This is a genomic window from Methylosinus sp., assembly GCF_036560965.1.
GTDB lineage: Bacteria > Pseudomonadota > Alphaproteobacteria > Rhizobiales > Beijerinckiaceae > Methylosinus.
Genome location: NZ_DATBQF010000080.1, coordinates 23,405 through 49,664 on the forward strand (window position 1 = coordinate 23,405; position 26,260 = coordinate 49,664).

General features: G+C 66.9%; 25 protein-coding genes and 1 pseudogene. 6 read left to right on the plus strand and 20 right to left on the minus strand.

Annotation, left to right across the window (positions count from 1 at the left end; translation table 11 throughout):
- Positions 1-22: 22 nt before the first annotated feature.
- Together rnd and VIF40_RS20315 are read left to right on the plus strand one after the other, a co-directional pair.
- Positions 23-1,195, plus strand: a complete 1,173-nt coding sequence (rnd, locus tag VIF40_RS20310; RefSeq protein WP_331939337.1) for a ribonuclease D — start codon at positions 23-25, stop codon at positions 1,193-1,195.
- 343 nt (positions 1,196-1,538) lie between these two features.
- Positions 1,539-1,943 carry a hypothetical protein gene (locus VIF40_RS20315; RefSeq protein WP_331939338.1) on the plus strand — a complete coding sequence of 135 codons (405 nt, stop codon included), beginning with the start codon at positions 1,539-1,541 and terminating at the stop codon, positions 1,941-1,943.
- A 60-nt stretch (positions 1,944-2,003) separates the two neighbouring features.
- Here VIF40_RS20315 and ppx read toward each other — a convergent pair whose 3' ends face one another.
- From ppx to VIF40_RS20340, 5 genes are read right to left on the minus strand one after another with little or no spacing between them, the layout of a single operon-like run.
- Positions 2,004-3,584, minus strand: a complete 1,581-nt coding sequence (gene ppx, locus VIF40_RS20320) for an exopolyphosphatase (protein ID WP_414684838.1) — start codon at positions 3,582-3,584, stop codon at positions 2,004-2,006.
- Positions 3,526-5,781, minus strand: coding sequence for an RNA degradosome polyphosphate kinase (locus tag VIF40_RS20325; protein WP_331939339.1), 2,256 nt, complete (start codon positions 5,779-5,781; stop codon positions 3,526-3,528). Before VIF40_RS20325 ends, ppx begins: the two co-directional genes overlap by 59 nt.
- 60 nt (positions 5,782-5,841) lie before the next feature.
- Positions 5,842-6,537, minus strand: coding sequence for a DnaA ATPase domain-containing protein (locus VIF40_RS20330; RefSeq protein WP_331939340.1), 696 nt, complete (start codon positions 6,535-6,537; stop codon positions 5,842-5,844).
- A gap of 4 nt (positions 6,538-6,541) precedes the next feature.
- Positions 6,542-7,678 carry an AI-2E family transporter gene (locus VIF40_RS20335; protein WP_331939341.1) on the minus strand — a complete coding sequence of 379 codons (1,137 nt, stop codon included), beginning with the start codon at positions 7,676-7,678 and terminating at the stop codon, positions 6,542-6,544.
- A 1-nt stretch (position 7,679) separates the two neighbouring features.
- Complete coding sequence (locus tag VIF40_RS20340) at positions 7,680-8,243, minus strand: CDP-alcohol phosphatidyltransferase family protein (RefSeq protein ID WP_331939342.1); 564 nt, start codon at positions 8,241-8,243, stop codon at positions 7,680-7,682.
- Between the two features lie 262 nt (positions 8,244-8,505).
- Here VIF40_RS20340 and VIF40_RS20345 point away from each other — a divergent pair, with 262 nt between their 5' ends.
- The gene (locus VIF40_RS20345) at positions 8,506-9,612 is read left to right on the plus strand and encodes a hypothetical protein (RefSeq protein WP_331939343.1); all 1,107 of its coding nucleotides are present in this window, start codon (positions 8,506-8,508) and stop codon (positions 9,610-9,612) included.
- Positions 9,613-9,680: 68 nt separating this feature from the next.
- Here VIF40_RS20345 and VIF40_RS20350 read toward each other — a convergent pair whose 3' ends face one another.
- From VIF40_RS20350 to argS, 13 genes are all read right to left on the minus strand, one after another.
- A complete protein-coding gene (locus VIF40_RS20350) occupies positions 9,681-9,974 on the minus strand; it encodes a hypothetical protein (RefSeq protein ID WP_331939344.1) in 294 nt (97 codons plus the stop codon).
- Between the two features lie 146 nt (positions 9,975-10,120).
- Positions 10,121-11,722: a LysM peptidoglycan-binding domain-containing M23 family metallopeptidase gene (locus VIF40_RS20355; RefSeq protein ID WP_331939345.1), complete on the minus strand. Its 1,602-nt coding sequence runs from the start codon at positions 11,720-11,722 to the stop codon at positions 10,121-10,123.
- A 168-nt stretch (positions 11,723-11,890) separates the two neighbouring features.
- Positions 11,891-12,574: a protein-L-isoaspartate O-methyltransferase family protein gene (locus VIF40_RS20360; protein ID WP_331939346.1), complete on the minus strand. Its 684-nt coding sequence runs from the start codon at positions 12,572-12,574 to the stop codon at positions 11,891-11,893.
- Positions 12,575-12,581: 7 nt separating this feature from the next.
- Complete coding sequence (surE, locus tag VIF40_RS20365; protein ID WP_331939347.1) at positions 12,582-13,346, minus strand: 5'/3'-nucleotidase SurE; 765 nt, start codon at positions 13,344-13,346, stop codon at positions 12,582-12,584.
- Between the two features lie 220 nt (positions 13,347-13,566).
- Complete coding sequence (gene serS / locus VIF40_RS20370; RefSeq protein ID WP_331939348.1) at positions 13,567-14,886, minus strand: serine--tRNA ligase; 1,320 nt, start codon at positions 14,884-14,886, stop codon at positions 13,567-13,569.
- Positions 14,887-15,083: 197 nt separating this feature from the next.
- On the minus strand, positions 15,084-15,863 hold the full coding sequence (gene tatC, locus VIF40_RS20375) for a twin-arginine translocase subunit TatC (protein ID WP_331939349.1): 780 nt from the start codon (positions 15,861-15,863) through the stop codon (positions 15,084-15,086).
- Entirely contained in the window at positions 15,860-16,315 is a 456-nt protein-coding gene (locus VIF40_RS20380; RefSeq protein WP_331939350.1) for a twin-arginine translocase subunit TatB, read from the minus strand. The genes tatC and VIF40_RS20380 overlap by 4 nt, the downstream gene beginning before the upstream one ends.
- A gap of 46 nt (positions 16,316-16,361) precedes the next feature.
- Positions 16,362-16,616, minus strand: a complete 255-nt coding sequence (locus tag VIF40_RS20385) for a twin-arginine translocase TatA/TatE family subunit (protein ID WP_331939351.1) — start codon at positions 16,614-16,616, stop codon at positions 16,362-16,364.
- A 203-nt stretch (positions 16,617-16,819) separates the two neighbouring features.
- Positions 16,820-17,560, minus strand: a complete 741-nt coding sequence (gene scpB / locus VIF40_RS20390; protein WP_331939352.1) for an SMC-Scp complex subunit ScpB — start codon at positions 17,558-17,560, stop codon at positions 16,820-16,822.
- 60 nt (positions 17,561-17,620) lie between these two features.
- Positions 17,621-18,448, minus strand: a complete 828-nt coding sequence (locus tag VIF40_RS20395; RefSeq protein ID WP_331939353.1) for a ScpA family protein — start codon at positions 18,446-18,448, stop codon at positions 17,621-17,623.
- Positions 18,449-18,507: 59 nt separating this feature from the next.
- Positions 18,508-19,515, minus strand: a complete 1,008-nt coding sequence (nagZ, locus tag VIF40_RS20400) for a beta-N-acetylhexosaminidase (RefSeq protein ID WP_331939354.1) — start codon at positions 19,513-19,515, stop codon at positions 18,508-18,510.
- Positions 19,516-19,540: 25 nt separating this feature from the next.
- Complete coding sequence (locus tag VIF40_RS20405) at positions 19,541-20,929, minus strand: SPOR domain-containing protein (RefSeq protein ID WP_331939355.1); 1,389 nt, start codon at positions 20,927-20,929, stop codon at positions 19,541-19,543.
- Positions 20,930-21,015: 86 nt separating this feature from the next.
- Complete coding sequence (gene argS / locus VIF40_RS20410; protein WP_331939356.1) at positions 21,016-22,794, minus strand: arginine--tRNA ligase; 1,779 nt, start codon at positions 22,792-22,794, stop codon at positions 21,016-21,018.
- A gap of 225 nt (positions 22,795-23,019) precedes the next feature.
- On the opposite strand from argS, the pseudogene VIF40_RS21585 reads away from it, so the two are divergent.
- Positions 23,020-23,282: pseudogene (locus tag VIF40_RS21585) on the plus strand (DUF1640 domain-containing protein).
- Between the two features lie 27 nt (positions 23,283-23,309).
- Here the strand turns inward: VIF40_RS21585 and VIF40_RS20415 are convergent.
- Entirely contained in the window at positions 23,310-23,531 is a 222-nt protein-coding gene (locus tag VIF40_RS20415; RefSeq protein ID WP_331939357.1) for a hypothetical protein, read from the minus strand.
- Positions 23,532-23,602: 71 nt separating this feature from the next.
- The gene (locus VIF40_RS20420; protein ID WP_331939358.1) at positions 23,603-24,796 is read right to left on the minus strand and encodes a deoxyguanosinetriphosphate triphosphohydrolase; all 1,194 of its coding nucleotides are present in this window, start codon (positions 24,794-24,796) and stop codon (positions 23,603-23,605) included.
- Positions 24,797-24,909: 113 nt separating this feature from the next.
- Here VIF40_RS20420 and VIF40_RS20425 point away from each other — a divergent pair, with 113 nt between their 5' ends.
- Together VIF40_RS20425 and VIF40_RS20430 are read left to right on the plus strand one after the other, a co-directional pair.
- Complete coding sequence (locus VIF40_RS20425; RefSeq protein WP_331939359.1) at positions 24,910-25,254, plus strand: iron-sulfur cluster assembly accessory protein; 345 nt, start codon at positions 24,910-24,912, stop codon at positions 25,252-25,254.
- Positions 25,255-25,286: 32 nt separating this feature from the next.
- Positions 25,287-26,183, plus strand: coding sequence for a PfkB family carbohydrate kinase (locus tag VIF40_RS20430; RefSeq protein WP_331939360.1), 897 nt, complete (start codon positions 25,287-25,289; stop codon positions 26,181-26,183).
- The last annotated feature ends 77 nt before the right edge of the window (positions 26,184-26,260 follow it).

Consider the following 26,260-nt stretch of genomic DNA (forward strand, 5'->3'; position numbering starts at 1 on the left):
AGTACTCTAAGACTGCACGTCGATGAGCCTCTTGACCTCTACCGATGATCTCGCCGCCGCCTGCGCCCGTCTCGCCAGTCATCCCTTCGTCACCGTCGATACGGAGTTCTTGAGGGAAACGACTTTCTGGCCCAAGGTCTGCGTCATTCAGCTAGCCTCGCCCGACGAGGCCTTCGCCGTCGACACTTTGTCCGAGGGACTGGACCTCACGCCCTTTTTCGAGCTGATGGCCAATGAGAGCGTGGTCAAGGTCTTCCACGCCGCCCGCCAGGATCTCGAGATCGTCTGGCGGCTCGCCCGGCTGATTCCCGCCCCGCTGTTCGACACCCAGGTCGCGGCCATGGTCTGCGGCTTCGGCGATCAGGTCTCCTATGTCGAGCTGGTCAAGGCCATCTCCAGGGAGAGCCTCGACAAATCCTCGCGCTTCACCGATTGGTCGCGGCGCCCGCTATCGGTGGCGCAGATCGACTACGCCATCGCCGACGTCACCCATCTGCGGCAAATCTATACCCATTTGCGCGCGCGGCTCGAGCGCTCCAACCGGCTCGACTGGCTCGCCGACGAAATGCGCACGCTGACCACGCCCGAGACCTATGAGCAGAGCCCGGAGAACGCCTGGGAGCGCTTGCGCCATCGCGTGCGCAAGCCGCGCGACCTCGCCGTGCTGATGGAGCTCGCCGCCTGGCGCGAGAGCGAAGCCCAAGGCCGCGACGTCCCGCGCTCGCGCGTGCTCAAGGACGATATGCTGATCGAGATCGCGCTCGCCGCGCCGCGGACGCAGGAGGCGCTCGGCAATCTGCGCGCCTTCCCGCGCGGGCTCGAGCGCTCGCGCTCCGGCGCCGATATTGTCGCAGCCGTGGAGCGCGCGCTCGCCCGCGACCCCGCCACTCTGCCGCGCATTGAGCGCGAGAAGCGCGGCAGCTCCAGCGGCGCCACTGTCGAGCTGCTCAAGGTTCTGCTGCGGCAGGTCGCCGAAGAGACGGGCGTCGCCACCAAGATGATCGCCACCGTCGAGGACCTCGAGGCGATGGCCGGCGACGATGCGGCGGACGTGCCCGCCCTGTCCGGCTGGCGGCGGACCATCTTCGGCGACAAAGCCCTGCAGCTCAAGGCCGGTAAGCTGGCTCTGGCGGTCGAAAAGGGCAAGGTCGTCACCCTCGACTGGCAGGACATCGACGAGTCCGCCACGCGCTGAGGCCGCCTGCCGGGTAGGCGGCCTACCCACCCTTCGATCGTTTGATACCCCTATTCCTATGGGTGGGGATGGGTAGCTCGACGCCAACCCGACAGCATATTCAGCGCCTGTCCGTTTTGCGATGCACAACTCACTTTTCGGTCTGAATTCATTGCAAAATCGAATGGTTCTATAGAACCGCGCCTGCGACAAACCGCGCCTTGAAATTCTGCTGCTGCGCTGCAACATACAGTCATGTTGCGACGCAACGTGGACTTGGCGCGGCTTCGGCGCGTCAAGGATCGAGGTCGCAGGCGAGGCGCTTGCCGGCGCCGCCATTCGAGACTTTGGAAGGAACGAAACCATGATGACAGCAGGAAAACGCATCTTCGCTCTGGCCCTCGCCGCTGTGCTGAGCCTCACGGCGGGCGTGTCCCTGCACGCCGAGCCCAATGGGCCGGCGGCTGCGCCAGTGACGCTGAAGCCGCTCGCCGCGGCCAGCTTCGACGCTGGGCGGAAGCATGTGTTGAGCTACTTCGTCGGCGGCGAGGGCGCCTGCCGGTTGACGGTGATCATCTTCGACGCGCCCTCGCTCGAGGAGACTACTCCCGCGACCGCGACGACGCGGCTCATCGTGCCGATCTCCAGCGGCAAATCGGCCAATATCGACACGGCCGTCGCCAAGACGCTGCGCTTCGCCTGCACGGCCGACGCCGCCGCCATGACGGTGACGGCGCAAGAGCGCGTCGCGCCGCGCGCTGCTTATTGAGCATGGAGAAGCGCGTCGCGCCGCGCGCTGCTTGTTGAAACGTGAAAAGCGCCGCCTCCGTCAGTCGACGGGGGCGGCCGCCTCTATGACCGCCTCGGCTCCGATCAGACGGCCGAGCGCTTTGGAGCGGCTGGCCAGCCGCTCGCTCACGAGATCGGCGAATTCCCCTGGCAGGGACAGAATCAGCCTTCCCCCATTCGCGACGAGCGGAATGCGCGGCAGAACGCCGGGCATGGCAGCCGTCAGCAGATAGGCGACGCGCAACGCCGCCGACAGCACCCGCGCCCGCTCCAGCAATCGAGGCGACATCAGGCCGCGCACCGGCAGCGCGCTCTCGCTGTCGGGACCTGCGTGGCGCAGCACCGCGACCAGCGCCAGAAAGGCGCGGCCGGGATGGTCCACGGCGACGAAGGCCGAATTGGCGATCACATTCATCGCCTGATTGGCGCGATAGTCCGGATGGGCGCGCCAGCTGACGTCCGACAGAAAGCAGGCGGTATGGCGCAGCCGCGCCTCCTCCTCCGTCTCCTGCAGGCTGGACGAGTCGAAAAGCGCATCGGTCCAGGCGATGAGATCGTCGCCATAGCCCGGCGCGCGCGCCATCGCCCGCTCCAGCTCGCGCGCCGCGGCGACCAGCGGATCGGCCGCACGCTGCTCCGCCGACAGGCGCTCATAGAGCAGCCCTTCGCGCACGCCGGCGGCCGAGATCACGATCTCCTTGGGCCGCGCCTTGCGAATCACCTCGTCGAGCACGATCGCCCCATAGGCCAGCAATGGCCGCCGCGCCGTCGAGACGGCGGCGATATCGGCCAGCGCATCGCTGTCGACGCGCTCCAAAAGGCTGGCGAACTCGGCCGCATCGCTCGTCGGGATGCGGTAATTATGCATCATGTCGAGCGGATAATTGCGCTGACGCATATGCAGCCGCGCCAACGCGCGCCAGGTGCCGCCGACGGCGTAGAAGGCGCGGCCCTTGAGCCGTTGCAGCGGCAGCGCGTCGTCGATCGCCTTGCGGGCGATCCGCGACGCTTGGCGCGTCGAGCGGCTGGCGGCGTCCATCAGCGCGAGGCCGCCGAGCGGCAATGTCACGCCGTCGCCCATCGCCCCGTCATGAAGGTCGATGAGCTCGAGCGAGCCGCCGCCGAGATCGCCGACGACGCCGTCCGGCTCGTGAATGGCGGAGATCACGCCGAGCGCCGAGAGCTCCGCCTCGCGGCGGCCGGACAGCAGCGAAATCTCGCGGCCGATCGCCTCGGTCGCCGCGGCGAGAAAAGCGGCGCCATTGACGGCGTCGCGCGCCGCCGCGGTCGCGATCACCTCGATATTGCCGATTTCCATGATCTCGCAGAGCGAGCGGAAGCGGCGCAGCGCAGCCAACGCCTTGCGAATGGCGTCGTCCGGCAGCCGGCCGGTGGTGACGACGCCACGCCCGAGTCCGCACATGGCTTTTTCGTTGAAGATCGGCGTCAGCGCCCGTTGCAGCCCCGCATAGGCGACGAGGCGCACCGAATTGGAGCCGATGTCGACGATCGCGACGGGCTGGTGCGAATCCGCATGCGACGCGGCCTCGATCTCCGCCGCGTCAGTCCTCGCGCGGCTTGAGGAGCGAACGCGGACGCCATTCCTTGAGAGACTTGCCACGGCCGGAGAGACTCGGGTTGGTCATGAAGTATTTATGGGCGTTGAACCGCTCTTCGCCCTCGGGGGGTGTTATGCGCAAGGACGAGCCATCCGGCAAGACGCGATAGCTCTGTTCGTTGTCGATGAGATTGGCCAGCATGATCTGATCCAGGATCTGCTGATGCACGGTCGGATTGGTGATCGGCATCAGCACCTCGACGCGGCGGTCGAGGTTGCGCGGCATCAGATCGGCCGAGGAGATATAGACGTGAGCCTTGGCGTGCGGCAGCGTATGGCCGCCGCCGAAGCAATAGACGCGGGCGTGCTCGAGGAAGCGCCCGACGATCGATTTCACGCGGATATTGTCCGAAAGCCCGGGAACGCCGGGCCGCAGGCAGCAGATGCCGCGCACGACGAATTCGATCGACACGCCCGCCTGAGAGGCGTGATAGAGCGCGTCGATGATCTCGGGATCGACGAGAGCGTTGCATTTGCCCCAGATCGCCGCCGGCTTGCCGGCCTTGGCGAAGGCGATCTCCTGCTCGATATGCTCGAGCAGCCGCGTCTTGAGCGAGATGGGCGAGACCGCCATGCGCTCGAGCCCGGCCGGCTCGGCGTAGCCGGTGATGAAATTGAAGATGCGCGAGACATCGCGGCCGATCGCCGGATCGGCGGTGAACAGAGAGATGTCGGTGTAGATGCGCGCCGTCACCGGATGGTAGTTGCCGGTGCCGACATGGCAATAGGTGACGATGGCGCCGCCCTCGCGCCGCACCACCATCGACAGCTTGCCATGCGTCTTCAGCTCGATGAAGCCGAACACCACTTGCGCGCCGGCGCGCTCCAGATCCCGCGCCCAACGGATATTCGCCTCTTCGTCGAAGCGCGCCTTCAGCTCCACCAACGCCGTCACCGATTTGCCGGCCTCCGCCGCCTCGACGAGAGCGCGCACGATGGGGCTGTTGGAGGAGGTGCGGTAGAGCGTCTGCTTGATCGCGACCACATTGGGGTCGCGCGCCGCCTGCTGCAGGAATTGCACGACGACGTCGAAGGATTCGTAAGGGTGATGGACCGCGAGGTCCTTCTGCTTGATGGCCAGAAAGCAATCGCCGCCATTGTCGCGCACGCGCTCGGGAAAGCGCGGCGTGTAGGGCTTGAATTTGAGATCCGGCCGGTCGAGCCCGACGAGCTCGGACAGATCGTTCAGCGCCAGCATGCCGTCGAGCACGAAGATCTCGTCCTCGCCGACGTCGAGCTCCTCGGCGACGAGGGCGCGCAGCGCTTCCGGCATGTCGGCGGCGACCTCGAGGCGAATCACCGAGCCGCGGCGGCGGCGCTTCAGCGCGGTCTCGAACAGGCGCACGAGATCTTCCGCCTCCTCCTCCACTTCCAGATCGCTGTCGCGAATGAGGCGGAAAATGCCCTGGCCGCGCAGCTGATAGCCGGGGAAGAGCCTTTGCGCATTGATGGCGATCAGCGTCTCGAGCAGCATGAAGCGCTCACGCCCCTGCCCCGCCGAATGCCCGGTCCCTTGTCCCGCCCCATGCGCGCTCGGCAGGCGCACGAAGCGCTCGATCTTGGAGGGCAGGCGCACCAGCGCATGCAGCATCTTGCGATCGCCCGGACGCACCAGCTCGAGCGCCAGAGTGAAGCCGAGATTGGGAATGAAGGGGAAAGGATGCGCAGGATCGATGGCGAGCGGCGTCAGCACCGGGAAGATGCGCGACATGAAATGCTCTTCGAGCCAATCGCGATCGGCCTTGGAGAGATGGCCGGGCTCGACGAGGACGATTCCGACATCCTCGATCTCGCCGCGCAGCTCGCGCCAGCGCCGAGTCTGGGCGGCCGTGAGCAGCGCCACGCGCTCGTTGATCTTCACCAGCTGCTCGGCGGGCGTCAGCCCGTCCTGCGACAGAGTGGCGACGCCGGTGCGCACCTGGCCGCGCAGGCCGGCGACGCGCACCATGAAGAATTCATCGAGGTTGTTGGCGGAGATGGAGAGGAAGCGCAGCTGCTCGAGCAGCGGATGATTGCGGTTGGACGCCTCCTCGAGAACGCGGCGGTTGAACTCGAGCCAGGACAATTCGCGATTGATGAAGCGCTGCGGCAGGGCGGCGAGCTCGTCGGGCCGGTCCAACAGATCGCCCGGCTTGTCCATGACGGGAATGTCGGCGCCGGTGCGCTCGGCCTCGAGATTGTCCTGGATGTGCTTCGTCATGCTTTTCCACCTCTCGCGCGCCGGCGCGATTCTGACAGATTTTCCGCCACACGTAATCCCTCATGCGCCGCGCGACGCGTCGAGAAGCTGGAGCAGCTCGCCGGCGAGCGCGCGCGTGACCGGCCGGCCGCGCGCCAACGCCTCCTCGTCGATCATGCGCACGAAGGCGCGGGCCGCCTCGAGCGAGCGCTCCAGCCGAAGCGCGACATAATCCACGAGCGTCGCCTCGACCGCCAATTGGCGGTCGCGAAACAGCTTCTCCAGCACCGCGCGAATCAGGGAATCGTCCGGCGCGCCGATTTCTAAGACCGGCGCACGACGTAAACGCGACAATAGGTCGGGAAGCGCGATTTTCAGCGCCGAAGGCGGCCGCCGCGACGAGATCAACATCGACCCGCCGCTCTCGCGAATAAAATTCATCAAATGAAACAATGCTGTCTCGTCCGCGACCTCCTCCAGCCCGTCGAGCAGGACGGTGGCGCCGGCGAGCCGGCCGGGCTCGGGAATCTCGCCCGGAGCGACCAGAATCGCGCCATTGCGACGGGCGAAGATCGCGCCGAGATGCGTCTTGCCGGAGCCCGGCGGACCGACGAGCAGCAGGGCGCTGTCCGGCCAGTCCGGCCATCGCCCGATCATCTCGAAGGCCGCGCGATTGGCCGGCGAGATCAGAAAATCCGCCTCGCCATAGCGCGGCTCGCCGGCCAGATCGAAGAAGAGCTGGGCGGGGCCGCGGCGTGCATCGCCTGCGCCGGGCATGGGCTCAGCTCTCCCCCGGCGCGGCCGGTCCCAGAAACAGCGCGCTCCGGCGATAGCGCCGCACCATGAAGCGCAGGATCACGCCGAGCGCCGCAGCGACCGGCGCCGCCAGCAGCAGGCCGGTGAAGCCGAACAACGAGCCGGCGGCGAGCAGAGCGAACATCAGCCACACCGGATGCACGCCGATCGAGCCGCCGACGAGCCGCGGCGACAGAACATTGCCGTCGAGGAACAGGCCCGTGGAGACGATCGCCACCGCCATGGCCGGCAGGCGCCAGTCCGGCCAGCCCTGAACCGTGGCGACGATGATCGACAGGACGAAGGCGGTGATCGAGCCGACATAGGGCACGAAGCTCAGCACGCCCGCGCTGACGCCGATGAGGAAGCCGAAATTCAAGCCGATCAGCGACAGGCCGATGCTGTACCACAGGCCCAGGAACAGACAGACGAGCGCCTGGCCGCGCAGGAAGCCGGCGAGCGCCCGGTCTATGTCGCGCGCGATGGCGCGCACATCGTCGCGATGGCGCGGCGGCACCAGCTGGTCGAGCGTCGCGACCATATCGTCCCAATCGAGCAGGATATAAAAGGCGACGACCGGCGTGATCACCACCAGCGACGCCATATTGACCAGCGCCGCGCCGCCCGAGACCAGCGACTTCAGGAAGGCGCCGCCCATTCGCGCCGCCTCGCCGGTGAGGTCGTTCACATATTTCTGCGTGTCGAGCGAAGCATCCGTGGTCGGGAGGCCGAGCTTCTCATAGATGCTGCGCACGAAGTCGCCGGTCGCCTCGCGGCTGACGCGCGTGAGCAGTCCTTGCAGAGTGGTGAGATAGCCGGGCAGGCTCTCGATGAACTCGGTCAATTGCCGGGTGAGCACAGGGGCCACGAGCACGACGATCATCGCCGCCAGAACGACGAACACCGTCAATATGACGAGCGAGGCGCCGAGCCGCGAGAAGCCGAGCGTCTGCAGCCGATCGGCGACCGGATCGAGCAGATAGCCGAGCGCGAGCCCCGCCAGGAACGGCGCGAGAACCGAGCTCAGAAAATAAAACGCCGCGAAGACGAAGAGAATCGCCGCCGCCCATAGCGCGAGCTGCCGCTCGAGCCCGAGACCGCCCGGAATGCGCGCCGACTCCATTTCACGCTCCGACATCGTCCGGCCCCATCAGCTCGACCCAGCGCCAGAGATAGACGGCCGCCGAAGCGACGGTCAATGCCGCGACCACGGCCGAGACGAAGCTCGTCGTCCCCTCGAGCGGAAGAACGAAGGCTTCGCCGGCGAGCGCGAGCGCCGCGAGCAAAAGCTGCGCCGCCGTCGTCGCCTTGGAGACCGGCAAGGGGCTGAGATCCATCGGCCGCCGCAGCAGCCAGGTGACGAACACCGCGCCGACGATCATCACATCGCGCGAGATCACCAGCAGCGCGAGCCAGGGCGGCAGCACGCCCTTGATCGCCAGCGTCGCATAGATGGACACGATGAGCGCCTTGTCGGCGATCGGATCGAGCACGGCGCCGAGCTCGGTGCGCAGATCGAAGGTCTTGGCCAGCCAGCCGTCGAGCGCGTCCGATGCGCCGGCGAGCACGAAAATCATGAAAGCGGCGCGCCAATGCTCGCCGACGATCATATCGATCGCCGCCGGCGTCAGGACGAGACGCCCGATCGTGATGAAATTCGGCAGCCAACGCAGACAGAGTGAGCGCATGACAATCATATCTGGTGCGCCGCAGGCTCGGCGCTAGACCGGCTCGCGATCCGCGTCGAATGTGAGGCTCCGCACACACAGGCGAAACAGCCGGGATAATATGGCTGAAACGACCCCCGCCGCTCGCCGGGTCCCGACGCTCCAGAGCCTAGGGCGAAAGCGGCGGGGCCGGTATCGGTTGCAATACCTAGGGCTCGTCGCCGCTCCGACGGCTGCCGACAGGACATTCTCGTTTCGAATAGCGCTCGAAAAGGAATCCATTATGGCTCAGCACGTTCTCATGAAACTATCGAATGGCGGCTGCTCCTGCTGCGACCCTCCGCCCGCGCCGGGCATTGCGATCGACGGCTCCGTCGGCCGCGGCGGGCGCAATCTCCCCAATGACGTCCGCACCATCCAAGCCGCCCTGAACAATGTGAGCTCGGCCGATGGTGGGCCGACCTTGAAGCTCGCGGTGGACGGATTCGTCGGACCGCTCACCATCGCCGCGATCGAGAAATATCAGACGCGCAAGCTCGGCTGGGCGGATGGCCGCATCGATCCCGACGGCCCGACGATCCACGCGCTGAACGGCCAGAGCGGCGGCGTGAGCGCGCCGGCCAAAGGCGGCCCCGCCCCCACGCCGCCGCCCAAGGCCACGGCGGCGCAGAACGCCCAATTCGTCGAGCGCATCGGCTTGCTGCTGCCGCGCGCGCGCCACTGGATCACGATGGCGCAGCTCAATATCGACATGGCGTCCGACTTCGTGCGCCGCGGGCCGCCCGGCCGCAGCGATCCGTTTCCCTCGCTGCACGACATCGGCAAATCGCAACTCGGTCTCTTCGACAAATATTTCCATTCGGGAAATCATTCCAACGCGACCAAGCTGCAACAGCTGCAAAAAGCCAAGCGCATCTACGATTCCATGAACACCGTCATCACCCACTCGCTGCTGCAGGCGCCGATGTTCGGCTGGGGGGTCGGCTATTTCCAGCCGGACCCCGCCGACGGAACGCTCGCCGCGCTCAATTATGTCGCCTACACATTCTACGGCGGCTGGCAGGCGCGCCGCCCGGACGGCAAGCCGCGGCTTTCCGGCGACGATAATTACAAGGGCCGCAAGGATCTGCGCGAGGACACGATCTTCTTTCCGGTCGGGCAGCTGTTGACGAAGACCGACAATTACATGCTCGAGACGATCATTCACGAGCTCGCGCATTTCGTCGGCCCCGGCGTCAAGAGTCCCGACCGTATCGGCGATCACACTTACGACACGAGGTCCGATTTTCTGACCGTGAACAATTGGACGGCCCTGCATACGGCCGAATGCTACGGCTATTTCGCCGCGGAATCGGCTCTGCGCAGCACGATCACCATACCGATCCACTGATCTCGTGAAGGCGCGATCGACCCGACGCGATTCGGCGCGGTCGGTCGATCGACGCCTGTTTCGCCAACCTATTTCGCCATGCAGGCCTTGATTTCGCTCGAGGCCTTCATCGCCTCGAACGTGTCGGCGCAGAATTTCTCGAGGCTCGGGCGCAGCTCGGGATTGGCGGCGTTGGCGCGCAGGCTCATCGCCCCTTCGAGCAGCTCCTTCTGCGCGGCGTGAATATTGGCGCGCGGCAGCTCGACCGAGCATTCCTCATAGCGCTTCAGCAGCGTGTCGCAGATCGGAATGCCGGTCGGATCGACGGCGAGCGCCGGCGTCGTGCAGAGAAGAACCGCCGCGAGAGATATGAGATGTTTCACTGCCGAATTTTCCCTTATCGCCCAACCCGGACGTCCCTATAGAGGCTCTGGCGCAAAAAGAAAACGGGCGACGGCGCTTGCGCGGCCCGTCGCCCGACTCTGGCGCTGTGTCTCGCGAACGCCCGAGATTCCTTCGCGGAACGAGGTCACAGCCCCGCGAGATAGCCGGTCGGATCGACCGGCGTCGAACCTTTGCGCAGCTCGAAATGCAGCTGCGGCGAGCCGACATTGCCCGATTGGCCGGATTTGGCGATCGTCTGGCCGCGCTTCACCTGATCGCCGCGCTTCACATCGAGCTCGCCATTATGGGCGTAGGCGGAGACGAAGCCATTGGGATGGCGGATCAGCACCAGATTGCCATAGCCCTTGAGCTCGCTGCCGGCGTAGGCGACGACGCCGCCCTCGGCCGCCTTCACCTGCGTGCCCTCGGGCACGGAGATGTTGATGCCGTCATTGCCGCCATTGTTGAAGCCCTGAATGATGCGGCCGCGCGCCGGCCAGCGGAACTCGGGACGCGCGTCGGCGGCGGCCGGCGCAGACGCGACGGGAGCGGATTTTTCCTCGGCCGGCTGCGCCTGCGGCGGGATCGAGGCGGTCGGCGTCTTGTCGATGCTGCGCTGCGGAGCCGGCGCGGCTTCGGCGAATTTCTGCGGCTTCTCGGCCTGCGGCGCGGCGCGGGCGATCTCTCGCTCCTTTACGGGAGCGGGCTCGGGCTTCTTCTTGGCGATCTTCTCGGCGCGGACCTCGGGCTCCGCCTTGCGGACGGGCTCGGCCTGCGCGAGCTTGCGCTGCGGCTCGGCGGGCTTCGCCTCGAGGCGCTTGGACTTGACGGGCTCCGACCTGACGGGCTCGGCCTCTTTCGTCCGCTGCGCGAGCTGCGCGCGGGCCGGGTGGGCCTCCGCCTGTTTCGGCGCGGGCGCCGGCTTGGCGGCCTGCGCCTGCGCCTGCGCCTGCGCGATCTGCCTGGGCGCGGGCTTCGCCTCGGCCAGCTTCGGCGCGGGCTTTGCCGGCTTCGGCTCGACCGGGACCGCGGCCTGCGCCTGCTTGACGGGCGCCGGACGCGGTCGCTCGACCACCGCCAGCTTCGCCGGAGCAGGCGCGGGCTCGACGCTCGACGTCTTCTTCTTCGGCTCGACCGGAGCGGCTGCTTTCTTATCCGTCTTGCGATCGCGGATATCCGCGGTCCTGGCCGCCGGCTGCGACGGCTGCGGCCTGGGCTGCGCGGCGACATGGACGGGCGCAGGAGCGACCGGCGCCGCAGCGGGCGCCGACGCGGGAGCGGCGACGGAAGCGCGATAGATCGGGATCACCAGCCGCGAGCCGGGATGCACCTCGGCCGCCTTGCCGAACCCGTTCACGCGCAGCAGCGCGTCGACCGGCACGCCATAGCGGGTCGCGATCACGCCAGCCGATTCGCCTTCGGCGACGACGACGGGCGTGCCGCCCTCGGCGCTCCAATGATTATAGGCCCCCGCGACGCGGGCAGGGGCAGGAGCAGGAGCAGGAGCCGGAGTCGGAGCAGCCGCGACCGGGGCGGGCGCCGCGACGGGGGCGTTGTGAGCGACCGCTTGCGGCGGCGCGAGCGGACGCTGCTCGACGACGCTGCGGCGCACAGGATTGGTCCCGGTCGGCGCGCGATCGACGCGGCCGACGGGCGCCGAATCCTGGAACGGATTGTTGAAAGGATCGGCGAAGCGGGAAGCGTCCGAACAACCGGCGAGCAGGCCGGCGGCGCCCGCTGCGAACATGAGCCGCTTAGCGACCCGCGATAGAAAAATACGACGCTCAATTGCCATGACGCGACCTACACTCGAACGCACTTCACTTCATTCATCTAGCCACAGGCCGGTTAAGGGAGCGTTTAAGATGAATGCGAGTTCACCCGCGCATCGAGGATTTTAGGTAAATGCGTGCGCTCACAGCGCCTTGGCGCGCCCGGCGAGCGCCGAGCCGAGCCAGCAGGAACCGATATCGGTCTCGCTCCACAGCGCATCGGCCTGGCGACGCGTCAGGCGCAGCCGCTCCGAGGGAGGCGCGTCATCGGCGGCCGGCGGCTCGAAACGGCCGAACACCGCGGCGCCGCCGGGCGCGAGCGCGGCCAGAACCGCCTGCGGCGGCTGGTGAAACGACATATGCAGCACGATACGGTCGAAGAAGCCCGGCGTCTCCTCCATGGCGAGGCCGTCGCCGAAGCGCGCCTCGACATTGGCCAGCGCGAGCTCGGCGAGCCGCCGCCGCGCCTCGATCGCCAGCGTCTCGAAACGCTCGATCGTCACCACCTCGCGGGCGAGTCGCGACAGCACCGCGGCGCCGAAGCCGGAGCCCGTCCCCACCTCCAGCACGCGATGATGCGGCTCTATGGCCAGCGCCTCCAGCCGGCGCGCGAGATCGGCGGCCGCCGGCATGGTCTGGCCACAGCCGATCGGCAGCGCCATGTCGCGGGCGGCCAGATCGCGGAAGCGATACGGCGCGAACAGCGCGCGCGGCGTCGTCTCGAAGGCGCGCATGATGGCGAGGTCGCGCACGCCGGCGCGCCGCAATTGCAGGAGAAGCGCCGCGCGAGCCTCGATCGACTGTCCTTCGCCGGCGCGCTCCTCCATTTGGCCCCTATTCGAAAGCGGCGGAGAGCCGCGTCAAAGTCGGATGGTCGGTGAAATCGAGGCGCAATGGCGTCACCGAAATCTTATTCGCCTCGACCGCCTCGAGGTCGGTGCCCGGCCCCGGCGTGAAATTGCCGCGGCGGAAGGATATCCAATAATAGGGAATGCCGCGACCGTCCTTGCGGTCCTCGATATGCATCAGATCATTGCTGCGCTGGCCCTGCATGGTGACGGCGACGCCCGTCACCTCCTCCGGCGCGCAATTGGGAAAATTGACATTCATCAGCACGCCCGGCGGAATGCCCGTCCCGACGAGCCGGCGGATGATGGACGCCGCATGAGTCTCGGCGCAGGCCCAATGAATGTGCTGGCGGCCGGCGAAAAAATCATAGACCTGCGACAGAGCGATCGAGGGAATGCCGAGCAGCGTGCCCTCTATGGCGCCGGCGATGGTGCCGGAATAACTGACGTCCTCGGCGAGATTCTGCCCCGAGTTGACGCCGGAGAGAATGAGATCCGGCGGCTTGTCGGCGAGCAGCTTGCGCACGCCCATGATGACGCAATCGGTCGGCGTGCCCTTCACCGCGAAATGACGCGAGGAGATTTCGCGCAGCCGCAGCGGATCATTGATGGAGAGCGAGTGCGCGACGCCCGATTGCTCGCTCTCCGGCGCGACGACGAAAATATCGTCGCTGATCGTGCGGGCGACGCGTTCGGCGAGCGCGAGGCCGACGCCGTGAATTCCGTCGTCATTGGTGATGAGGATGCGCATCGTCACTCGTTCTCGAAGGACTATAGCAATCGGCGGGCGCGATTCCTTCTCCCACTCGTGGGAGAAGGTGGCCCCGCGAAGCGGGGTCGGATGAGGGTCCTTCGTGTCTTCAGAGACTCGAAGGACACGAAGCGACGAGCATAGCGGAAGGACCCTCATCCGACCCTCGCTGACGCGAGGGCCACCTTCTCCCGCGCGCGGGAGAAGGGTCACGCCCCAGCTACCTCGCCGCGGCGATTCGCTCCAGCCCGCCCATATAGGGACGCAGAACCTTCGGAACCGTGACGGAGCCGTCGGCCTCCTGATAATTCTCCAGCACGGCGACCAGCGCCCGGCCGACCGCGACGCCCGAGCCGTTGAGCGTATGCACGAAACGCGTCGCCTTGCCCTCGGCGGGGCGGAAGCGCGCGTTCATGCGCCGGGCCTGGAAATCGCCGCAGACCGAGCAGGAGGAAATCTCGCGATATTTCCCCTGCCCCGGCAGCCACACCTCGAGGTCGTAGGTCTTCTGCGAGGCGAAGCCCATGTCGCCGGTGCAGAGCGTCACCTTGCGATAGGGCAGCTCGAGCAATTGCAGCACTTTCTCGGCGCAGCCGGTCAAGCGCTCATGCTCCTCGAGCGATTGCTCGGGCGTGGTGATGGAGACGAGCTCTACCTTGTAGAACTGATGCTGGCGGATCATGCCGCGCGTGTCGCGCCCCGCCGCGCCGGCCTCGGCGCGGAAGCAATAGGTGCCCGCGGTGAAGCGCAAAGGGAGCTGCGATTCGTCGAGGATGGATTCGCGCACGAGGTTTGTGAGCGGAACTTCGGCGGTGGGGATGAGCCAATAGTCGCTCGTCGGCTCGTCCGACTGGCCATCGCCGCGACCGGCGGCCACCGAAAACTGGTCGTCACGGAACTTCGGCAGCTGCGCCGTGCCGAACATCGCGTCGTCACGCACCAGCAGCGGCGGCGCCACCTCGGTATAGCCATGCTGATCCGTATGCAGATCGAGCATGAATTGCGCGAGCGCGCGCTCGAGCCGCGCCATCGCCCCCTTGTTCACGACGAAACGCGCGCCGGAGAGCTTGGCCGCGCTCTCGAAATCCATCAGCTTCAGGCCTTCCCCAATGTCGAAATGCTCCTTCGGCGTAAAGTCGAATTTGCGCGGCTCGCCCCAGAGCAGAACCTCGACATTGTCGTGCTCGTCCTTGCCCTCGGGAACCTGCTCGAGCGGCGTGTTGGGGATTTCCGACAGCGCCTTATCCAGCGCGGCGCTCGCCTCGCGCTCCTTCTGCTCGAGCTGCGGAAAATCCTCCTTCAGCTTTGCGACTTCGGCTTTCAGCGCCTCGGCGCGGGCGGCGTCCTTCTCGCGCATGGCGAGGCCGATCTCTTTCGACGCCGCATTGCGCCGCTCCTGCGCCGCCTGCAAGGCGCCGATCGCCGCGCGGCGCTCGTCGTCGAGGGCGAGCAGGCGTTCGGACAAAGGCTCGAGGTTCCGGCGTGCGCGGCCCGCGTCGAAAATGGCGGCGTTATCGCGAATCCATTTGATGTCGTACATGAGAATTCATCCGCCGCTGGTGCGAGGCCTTCATCCGACCCCGCTTCGCGGGGCCACCTTCTCCCGAAATGGGAGAAGAGAGCGCGCCCTTTGTTTTCGCGAAACGTCGGCCGCCCCTTCTCCCCTTGCGGGAGAAGGTGGCCCTCGCGTCAGCGAGGGTCGGATGAGGGCCCTTCTCCCGCATGCGCGAGAAGGGGTCAAGCCGTCGTCGTGGACTGCTCCGCCGCCCGCTTCTTCTCGATCCAGCGCACCGAAATGATCGACGCCTCGTAGAGCAGCAGTCCGGGAATGGCCAACGCCAGCTGGCTGAACACATCCGGCGGGGTCAGCACCGCCGCCACGATGAAGACGAGGACGATCGCATAGCGACGCTTCTCGGCCAGGAATTTCGACGAGACGACGCCGATCTGTCCGAGCAGCGTCAAAGCCACCGGCAGCTGGAAGACGACGCCGAAAGCGAGCACCAGAGTCATGATCAGCGAGAGATATTCCGACACGCGCGGCAGCAGCTCGATCTGCGCCTTGCCGGGCTCGTTGGCCTGCTGCATCGAGATGAAGAAATGCAGCAGATTGGGCATGACGAAAAAATAGACGACAAGCGCGCCCAGCGCGAAAAAGACCGGCGTCGCGAAGAGATAAGGCCGAAAAGCGGCGCGCTCGTGCTTGTAGAGGCCGGGCGCGACGAAGGCGTAGAGCTGCCCGAAAACGATCGGACAGGAGACGAAGGCCGCCATGAACATCGCCACTTTGATCTGCGTGAAGAAATACTCCTGCGGCGCCGTGTAGATCAGCTTGGCCTCCGGCCCCGCGGCGATCGTGTAGGGCACGACCAGCAGATTATAAATGTCCTTGGCGAAGAAAAAGGACAGGATGAAAGCGCCCAGAAAGGCGAGCAGCGCGCGGATGAGCCGCTCGCGCAGCTCCATCAGATGCTCGATGAGCGGCGCCTTGGTGGCGTCTATGTCGGCGTCGCTCATTTCGACGGGCTTTCAGGAGGCGTCCCGGCCTCGCTCGCCGGCTCCGCCTCGAGCGCGGCGGGCGGGAGCGCGTCTTCATGCGCCGCCGGAGCGGGGACCGCCTCTTCGTGCGCGGCTTCGGGCTCGCGCTCGTCGCTCGGCTGCGGGGCCGGCGGCCCCTCGATCGCGCCGATGATCTGCTCGCGGGCTTGCCTGAGCGGATCGAAGGCGACGTCCTTGCCGACGCCGGCGAAGGCCGAATCGACCTCCCCCTTCAAATCCTTGCGGATATCGGTGAGGTCGGCCTCGCGCATCGCGTCCATGAACTGGCCCTGGAACTCGGCCGCCATGCGGCGCATGCGCCCAGTCACCTGGCCGATCTGGCGCAGAACGCGCGGCAGATCCTTGGTCGGAATCGCGACGAGCGCAACGATGCCGATGACGATCAGCTTTCCGGGATCGAGATCGAACATGGTCTCTTCTGAGCCTGCGCTCGGCCGACGAGGAAAAAGGGAGACGTCAGGCCTTCTTCGCCTCGACCGGCTTGTCGGCGTGATGGAGGTCGTGGACCTGATTCGCGAGCGGCTGATGCTCCAGGGACTTCGACGGCTCCTCGGCCTTGGCCTCGGTCTCGTCGTCGGCGAGGCCCTTCTTGAAGGCCTTGATGCCCTTGGCGACGTCGCCCATCACATCGGAAATCTTGAAGCGCCCGCCGAACAGGATGAAGGCCACGCCGCCGACGATAATCCAGTGCCAGATCGACAGACCGCCCATGGCGCGAACCTCCACTCGTCTTCGTGGGCCGGCGAGGCCGACCGAAACTGTCCAGGAACCCGCAACGATCGGAGCCCCGAAGTATCCCGGAACCTAGGACGGCGGACGCGCAAAAACAAGTTGGATCACCGGCTCGCGGGCGGAATTGTCCGACTGCGCCGATAGGATTTGCGCGCCTCGCCGCGAGACGCCGTGAAAGCGCATCAATCCTCGAGCGTCTCCGGCTCCTCCGGCGCGTCGGGCTCGCGCAGATAGTCGAGCGCGAGCTCCACTTCCGCCTCCCCCTCCAGAGGCTCCTCGTCCTCCTTGAGCGCGGCGTCGTCGGTCGGCTGCGGCACGTCGAAGCCCTTGGGCAGACGGCCGTCGAAGAGGCCCGCGCCCCTCAGCTCCTCGAGGCCCGGCAGATCGCCGATCTGCTCGAGGCCGAATTGCATCAGGAATCCATCGGTGGTGCCATAGGTCAGCGGCCGGCCGGGCGCGCGGCGGCGGCCGCGCAGGCGAATCCAGCCCGTCTCCAGGAGCACGTCCAGCGTGCCCTTGGCCACGGCGACGCCTCTGATGTCCTCGATCTCGGCGCGCGTCACCGGCTGGTGATAGGCGACGATTGCCAGCGTCTCCAGCGCGGCGCGGGAGAGCTTCTTCTGCTCCACCTGCCGGCGGGCCAGCACCCAGCCGAGATCGGCGGCGGTGCGGAAGAACCATTTGCGCCCCGCCCGCGTCAGCGTCACGCCGCGGTCGGCGTAATCCTGCTTCAGCCGCGCCAGCACGGCCTCGACATTGGTCCCGTCCGGCAGCCGGCGGGCGATCTCCGCCTCCTCCAGCGGCTCGCTGGCCGCGAAGAGCAGCGCCTCGGCGACGCGGGCCGCCTCGCGCAGCGCCGCCTCCTCGCGGGAGATCTCCGGCTCGTTGTCGAATAATTCGATGGGTCGCAAGGCTTGCGCCAAATTTTTTCTCCCCTCGCCATCGGACCGCGAGCCTTCCGGCTCGCCCGTCTGTCAGGCTCGCTATTCCGAGGCTTCCTCGAAGCCTGAAGGCTCGCGGTCCAGCTCCGCCTCGCGTCGCCTCAGCCAGATCGGCGCGAAGGCGCGGTCCTGGCGGATATCGAACCGCCCTTCCCGCACCATTTCGAGCGAAGCCGAGAAAGACGAGGCGCGAACGGTGCGCGCCGTTTGAATATCCACACAATAATCCAACAGATAATCGTCGAGCGCGGTCCATTGGGCGGCAATTCCGGCGAGCCGCTCGAGCGTCTCGCGCGCCTCGGCCAGCGACCAGACGTTGCGCTGGCGCAAGGTCACCCGGGACACCGCATGCTTCTGGCGCTGGCGGGCGTAGGCCGACAGCAGATCATAGAGGCTCGCCGTATAGGTCGCGGCGGTCGTCGTCTCCACCCCCTCGGGGCCGCCGCGCAAAAACATGTCGCGACCGAGCCGCGCCCGGTCCTGGAGCTTGTCCGATGCGGCGCGAATCGCCTCGAGGCGGCGCAGCCGGTCGGCCAAAGCGGCGGCGAGCTCTGCGGCGGAGGGCTCCTCGCCGATCTTGGGCTGCTCGGGCAGCAGCAGCCGCGATTTCAGATAGGCGAGCCAGGCGGCCATCACCAGATAGTCGGCGGCGAGCTCCAGGCGCACCCGCCGCGCCTCCTCGACGAAGGCGAGATATTGCTCGGCCAGCGCCAGAATGGAGATGCGCGCCAGATCGACCTTCTGGCGGCGGGCGAGCTCGAGCAGCAGATCGAGCGGGCCCTCGAAACCATCCACATCGACGAGGAAGGCGGGCTCCGCCTCGGCGCGCTCATGTTCGCCGGCGATGTCGAAAGCCAAATCCTGCGCCATCTCGCCTCACGGCGTCCTCTCACGCCCCCCGCCAACGGGAAAGGCAGAGAGTGGGCCGTTCAGACGCCGGCCGCAAGAGCCGCGTCGAATTGCCGGGCGCCGTCCACAGGATCGAAATCCTCGGGCGCGCCGATGAGCGCCAGCGCCGCGCGGGCCCGCTCCAGCGCCCGGCCGGCGAGATCGCCCGCCCCTTCCGCCACGGCGCGGGCCTCGTCGAGCGCGCCATTGCAGTGCAGGACGACGTCGCAGCCGGCGGCGAGCGCCGTCTCGGCGCGCTCCCGAAAGCCGCCCGAAAGCGCTTTCATGGAAATGTCGTCGGTCATCAGCAGGCCGTCGAAGCCGATGACGCCGCGAATGATCCCTTCGACGACGGCCTTGGACAGAGTGCCCGGCCGCTCCGGATCGATCGCCGTGTAGACGACATGGGCGGTCATGGCGAGCGGCAGATCGGCGTCGGCGCGGAAAGGAATGAAATCCTGCGCCTCCAGCTCGGCGCGCGGGGCGTCGACGACGGGAAGCTCGAGATGGCTGTCGGCCCGCGCGCGGCCGTGTCCGGGAATATGCTTGATCACCGGCAGCACGCCGCCGTCGAGCAGCCCCTCGGCCGCCGCCCGGCCGAGCCGCGCGATCTCGGAAGGCTCGCGGCTATAGGCGCGGTCGCCGATGATATTATGGGAGCCGTCGACGGGGACGTCGAGCACCGGCAGGCAATCGACGCTGATCCCGACCTCGCGCAGATCATGAGCGATGAGCCGCGCGCCGAGCCGGACGAGGCGGGCCGTCTCCTCGGGCGCGCGCCGCAGCCTCTCGAAGGCGGCGGCGGACGGATAGGCGCGCCAGACCGGCGGCCCGAGACGCTGGACGCGCCCGCCCTCCTGATCGACGAGGATGGGAGCGTCGTCGCCGAGCTGCTCGCGGATTTCCGAAGCGAGGGCGCAAAGCTGCTCGCGCGAGGCGACATTGCGCTTGAACAGGATCGCGCCCCAGGGCTGCGCCTCGCGCAGGAAGGATTTCTCCTCCCGCGTGAGGGCGAGGCCGGCGCAGCCGCAGATGAAAGCGCGCGTCACGGAGCCGCTATCCCCTTTGCTGGCGTCAATTGGCGGCGACGAAGCAGGAGCCGCCCGACGCCTTGACCTTCTCGCAGACGCCGACCGCCGACTCGCGGGTCATGCCGGCGGCGCGCACCCGATAGACGGATTTCTCGCCGACCTTGGCGAGGCGGAAGCCGAGCCGACGACCGCCGAGCTGCGAGCCATATTTCGAAGTCACCGTCTGCATCAGGCGGCGCGCCTCGTCTTCCGAGCCGGCGGCGCCGAATTGCACGGCGAAACCGCCATTGCCGGCGGGAGCGGCCTCCGGCGCGGCGGGCTCGATCGCCGCGGTCTGCTCCGGCGCGGCGGCGGGCGCCGGCTTGGGGCGCGGCGGCTGGGCGATCTTGGGCGTCGTCGCCGGCTTGGCCGGGCTCTTGGGCGTCGCGGTCGGCGGCTCGGCCGCAGCGTCGACGGCGCTCGGCGGCTTGAGGGCGCTCGGCCTGGCGGCGAGAGACGGCGGCCGGGACGGCGGCGCGACATTGGCCGGCGCCGGACGGGCGATCGCCGGCGTCGGCGCGTCATTGTCGAGGACGGTGCCATCCGGCCGCACCGAGACGGTTTTCACGCGCCGCGGCTCCGCGCCATAGGGATTATTGGCCGCGCCGGCCCGCGCCGCCGGCTCGTGCGGCGCGTCGACCGGCCCGTCGCCGAGCTTGACCACGCGCACCGCCGCCGCCGGATCGACGGGCTGCTCCTGCTTGGAGACGACTTTTTTGACCGGAGCGTTCTGATTGCGGTCGAGCACGGCGGCGCCGCGCTGGGGAGCCGCCGCCTCGGCGACGGTGGAAGGCTGCACCTTGGACGGGCCCTCGGGCGCCTTGATCGTGGCCAGCTCCTGCGGCGCCACGACGCCGCCGCGATGGCCGAGCGCCAGGCCGACGCTCACCGCGCCGACGCCCGCCAGCGCGACGACCGCGTGCCACGGCCGCAGCCTGTCGCGCAGCGCGCCGAAAAAGCCCTTGCGCTCCGGCGGCTCCTCGTAAGGCTCGTCGGCCTCGACGCCATAGTCGAGATAATCCTGCTGCTGCTCCTGCTGCTGCCGCCATTGCGTCTCGGCGGGAGCGTGCACGGCGTAATAATCGTCCGACTGCGCCTGCTGCTGCGACGCCGGCGACATGGGCGGCAGCGCGCCGCGCAGCTCTGTCGTCTCGAAAACGTCTCTATGCCCCACGGACGGCTCCCGGCGTTGCGGTTCGGCGAACACTTTCCCATAAGGATCGGCAGAGGCCGCCGCCTCGTCGCCGTGCAACAGCCGCGCCAGCTCGGCGAGCGGATCGCTCTTCACCGAATCGCCCTTGCCGGGCTTCTCGTCCTGCGGCTCGCCGCCACGCAGGCGCCGCTCGAACTCGCTGATGTCGATGGAAGGCCCTCGGGCCGTCGCCTCGCGCATGATGCACCTTCCTGCTCACTTCCCGACGGACGCCTCGTCGTCGTTCCCATACGCGAGCGTGCGCCGCGCATCGGCGCCGGCCACGATCACCGCATCTCGTCGGGGGCGCTCACGCCGAGGAGTCTCGAACCCGACGCCAGGACGCAAGTCAAGGAAACGACCAACGCCATCCGCGCTGAGGTCGAATTTCTATCATCTGCATTAACAAAGCGTAATTGTGGCCGATCTTTGCCTTTGTTCCAATGAGAATGGAAGACGCTCGCCAAATCGTAGAGATAGAAGGCGATACGATGCGGCTCATGCGCCGCCGCCGCCGATTCGATCAGCCGCGGATATTGGGCGATCACCTTGGCGAGCGCGATCTCGCCTTCGTCCTGCAACAGATCGAGCGGCGCCTGCGCGAGCGCTTTGGCCGAGACGTCGAGATCGGGAAAAGCGGCGAGCGCCTGCCGCACCGCCGATTTCGCCCGCGCATGAGCATATTGCACGTAGAAGACGGCATTGTCCTTCGATTGCTCGATGACCTTGGCGAGATCGAATTCGAGCGGCGCGTCGTTCTTGCGAAACAGCATCATGAAACGCACGGCGTCGACGCCCACCTCGTCGACGACCTCGCGCAGCGTGACGAAATCGCCGGAGCGCTTCGACATTTTCACCGGCTCGCCATTGCGCATCAGCTTGACGAGCTGGCAGAGCTTCACGTCGAGCGTGACCTTATTGTCCGAGAGCGCGGCGACGGCGGCGGTCATGCGCTTCACATAGCCGCCGTGATCGGCGCCCCAGACATCGACCAAAGTCGTGTAGCCACGATCGATCTTCGACTTGTGATAGGCGATGTCGGCGGCGAAATAAGTATTGGAGCCGTCGGACTTCTTCAGCGGACGATCGACGTCGTCGCCGAAATCGATCGAGCGAAACAAAGTCTGCTCGCGATCCTCCCAATCCTCCGGCAATTGCCCCTTGGGCGGCGGCAGGCGGCCGTCATAGACGAGGCCGCGCGCGCGCAGCTCGTCGATCTCCTTGTCGATCTCGGAAAGGCCGTTGATCGTCTCGTGCAAAGTGCGCTCCGAGAAAAACACCTCATGGCGAATGTCGAGCGCGGCGAGATCATCGCGGATCATCGCCATCATCGCGTCGATCGCCGCGCGCTTGACCGGCTCCAGCCATTCGCTCTCCGGTCTATCGAGAAGATCGCGGCCATGGGCTTTCGCGATCGCTTCGCCGGCGGCCTTCAGATAATCGCCCGGATAGAGGCCTTCTGGAATGGCGATCGTCTCGCCGAGCGCCTCGCGATAGCGCAGGAAGGCCGAGCGGGCGAGAACATCGACCTGCGCGCCGGCGTCATTGATGTAATATTCCCGCGTCACCTCCGCGCCGGCGAAGGCCAGGAGATTGGCCAGCGCATCGCCGAACACCGCGCCGCGCCCATGGCCGACATGCATCGGCCCGGTCGGATTGGCCGAGACATATTCCACATTGATCTTGCCCGTGAGCGCTCCCCTGCCCCGCGGCCGGCCATAGGCTTCGCAGTCGTTCAGCACGGCGCGCAGCACATCGGCGTAGAGGCTCGGCTTCAGGCGAATGTTGATGAAGCCCGGCCCGGCGACCTCGGCCTCGGCCACATTCGGCAGATCGGCCAGCGCCGCCGCGATCTCGACCGCGAGCTGGCGCGGATTGGCGAAATTGGCCTTGGCCTCCTTGGCGAAGACCATGGCGGCGTTGGTGGCGAGATCGCCATGGGCGGCGTCCTTGGGCGGCTCCACGACGAAACGCGAATAGTCCAGCGCCTCCGGAAGGCGGCCGGAGGCCTTGATCGAATCGAGAATGGCGGCGATGGCGACGTGGAAGTCGGAGAAGATGTTCATCGAATGTCCGGGCCGGGGGCGATTGCGGCCGGCGGTTTAGCAGAATGGCGGCCGGAGCGCATCTTTTCGCATTTCCGCCAGGTCTTTTCCCATTTCTGCTACTTCGGCCTGCCACCGGCGTCGCTCGCGTCGTCCCAACCAGCTCCCCTCGTGACCCGCCGCATTCCCTGCTGTCTTGCCCGCAGCATCGTCCTCGAACATATATTCGACCGTCAGGGACCCCGAATGAGCAATGCCGTTCCGTTCGACACATTGAAGTTTGTCGAGAAGCTCGAAGCGGGCGGGTTTACGCACGCTCAGGCGAAGGCCGCGGCCGAGGCTTTCGCGGAGGCGACCAGTCAGGAACTCTCGACCAAAGCCGATATTGCTTCGGTTCGGTCCGACATAGAGATCGCCGAGCGCGACCTGAAGATATGGTTCGCTCGGTCATGGTCGTCGCCGTCGGCGTCATTCTCGCCGCCATCCGCTATCTTCCACCTGGAAATTGAAGCGCGGGCTTACGATTTCTCCGCCGCTCACTCGTCTATGCTCCAGCTCGCGACCTCCCGCCCATCGCTGTCCAATATGCGGAAGCCATGCGGCAGCGGCTTATGCGTGCGCTGAACGATCACATTCGCAAACAATGACTTGGCGTGAGTGACCGCCTTGCGCACATCGCTGATGTCGGTATTCATCCGGTCGATGACCTGAGCGATCGCTCCTTCAGGAGCGACGCCGACGAATTCGATGACGAGCATGGGAGCCTCCCGGTCAGAATCAGGAGGTCGGGCGCGCGAGGGCCGCCGTCAAGGCGCGTTGCGGTCCGCCCTCAGCCGAGCGACATTTTCTCGCCGAACAGCTTGCGGTATTCGCCGAGCGCGTAGCGATCGGTCATTCCGGCGATATAATCGGCGATATGCCGAGCCCGCGCCGCGCCCTGCTCGCCGCTCGCGAGATCGGCCCATTCGGGCGGCATCCGGCCGGGATCGTCGAAATAGACCGGGAAGAGCCGCGAGATCACCTGCTCGGCCCGGTCCCAGACGCCGACCACCCTCTCGTGCCGATACATGCTTGGGAAGAGAAAGGCCTTGATCGAGCGGTCGGCCTCGGCCATGGGCGGCGAGAAGGCCACGGTGGCGACGCCGGCGCCGCGCACATCCTCGACGCTCTGCGCCGAGACCAGCCGCAGGCGCTTCTCCGATTGGATGATAGCGTCCTCGACGAATCGGGTGATGACGCGCCGGCCCAGCTCGTGAATGACCCGCGTCCGCTCGAGCGCGCCATAGACCGCGCGAATCTCGTCCAGCATCACGCCGATGAAGGGCACGCTCGCAATGTCCTCGAGCGAGAACAGGCCGGCGCGCAGACCATCGTCTATGTCATGGGCGTCATAGGCGATATCGTCGGCGAGCGCCGCCGCCTGCGCCTCGGCCCCGGCGAATGTCTCGAGCTCCAGCGGAAACAGCGCGTCGAACTCGGCCACATAGGGGGCGAGCGCCCGATTGGCGCGCGGGCCGCGCAAGGGGCCATTGTGCTTGACGAGGCCTTCCAGCGTCTCGAAGGTGAGGTCCAGCCCGTCATAGCGGGCGTAGCGGCGCTCCAGCAGAGTGACGACGCGCAACGCCTGGGCGTTGTGGTCGAAGCCGCCATAGGCCTCCATGCAGCGCTGCAGCGCGTGCTCGCCGGCGTGGCCGAAGGGCGTATGGCCGAGATCATGGGCCAGCGCCACCGCCTCGGCGAGATCCTCGTCCAGCGCCAGCGCCCGGGCGAGCGCGCGGGCGATCTGCCCCACCTCTATCGTATGGGTCAGCCGGGTGCGGAAATGATCGCCGTCGAGCGGCACGAAGACTTGCGTCTTATGCGCAAGGCGACGAAACGCCGTCGAATGGATGATGCGGTCGCGATCGCGCTGGAATTCGCTGCGCGTCGGCGAGGCCGATTCGGGAAACAAGCGCCCGCGCGAGGCCGCCGGATCGCTGGCGTAAGGGGCGCGGCCGCGGGCGGCGGGATCGGGGATCGCCAATCGGCGGCTCCTGTCATTGCAAGGTCGCGCTGGCGACCATATCTTGGTTTCGCATATCCCGGCCGCGCGGCGCAGCGCAAGGGACGAGGCCGGGAGAAGGAAGGCTTGTCGAAATGAGCGAATCCGGAACGATTGCTAAAGTGGAAATGAGCGAGCGAGCCGCCAAGCGCGTCCTCGCCATTCTCGCCGGAGAAGAGGCGGGCGCGGCGCTGCGCCTCGCGGTCGACGGCGGCGGCTGCTCCGGCCTGCAATACGCCTACACGGTCGAGACAGCGCCCAAGCCCGAGGACGTCGCCATAGAACGCGACGGGGCGAAAATCGTCGTCGATCCGGTCTCCGTGGCCTATATCGCCGGCGCGCGCATCGATTATGTCGAGGATCTGATGGGCCAGTCCTTCCGCGTCGAGAATCCGAAGGCGACCGCCTCTTGCGGTTGCGGCTCGAGCTTCTCGGTCTAAATCCGGCGCGCCCTCCCTCTCGGAGCCCTCGCTTGCAATCTCTGTTCATCGGGCACTCCTATATCGACGTGACCATGCGCACGCATGTCATGCCCAAGGGCGACGAGAAGGATGTGGCGGAGGATTACGCCGTCTCCTTCGGCGGCAATGCGGTGACCGCCGCCTTCGCCTGCGCCAAGCTGGTCGGCGACGGCGTCGAGCTCTTGACCCAGCTCGCGCCCGACTGGCTCGGCCATATGTTCATGGATATGGCGGCGACCTATGGCGTTCGCGTGCATCCGCGCCGGGTGCGGCGCTCGTCGCTGTCCTTCGTCCTGCCCAAGGAGGGCAAGCGCGCGATTCTGCGCGCCCGGGACGCCAATTTCCTCGAGGACTTTCCGCGTCTCGACACCGCCGGCCTGCGCGCCCTGCACAGCGACGGCCATCTGGCCGACGCCGCCCTGCATTACGCCCGCGCCTGCCGCGAGATGGGCGCGCTGACCTCGCTCGACGGCGGCGCGCTGCGGCCGGGCATCACCGATCTCCTGGCGTTCATCGACGTCGCCATCGTCGCCGAGCGGCTCTGCGAGCAGATGTCGCTGTCGGAGGCGGACATGCTGACCTTTCTCAAGAGCAAGGGCTGCCGCATCGGCGGCGTCACCAATGGCGAGAGGGGGATGCTCTGGTACGACGAGAGCGGAGAGGTGCAGCGCCTCCCCTCCCTGCCGGTGCCGGCGGAGCGAATCGTCGACACGTCGGGCGCCGGAGATGTGTTCCACGGCGCCTATATGGCGTCCTATCTGGAGCGGCCTGAAGCGCCCTGGCGCGAGCATTTCCGCTTCGCGCGGGCGGCCTCGGGCTTCAAGATCCAGCATTTGGGCAATGAGGCGGGCTTGCCGTCTCAGAATGACATAGTAGCGACACTCGCGCTTTTTCCGCCTGCCGATTGAATGGCTTGTGGAGAGTCCGGACGGAAATCCGGAAAGGTCGAGAACAGGGCTTGGCAAGAGCGCTTAGAGCTTGCTAT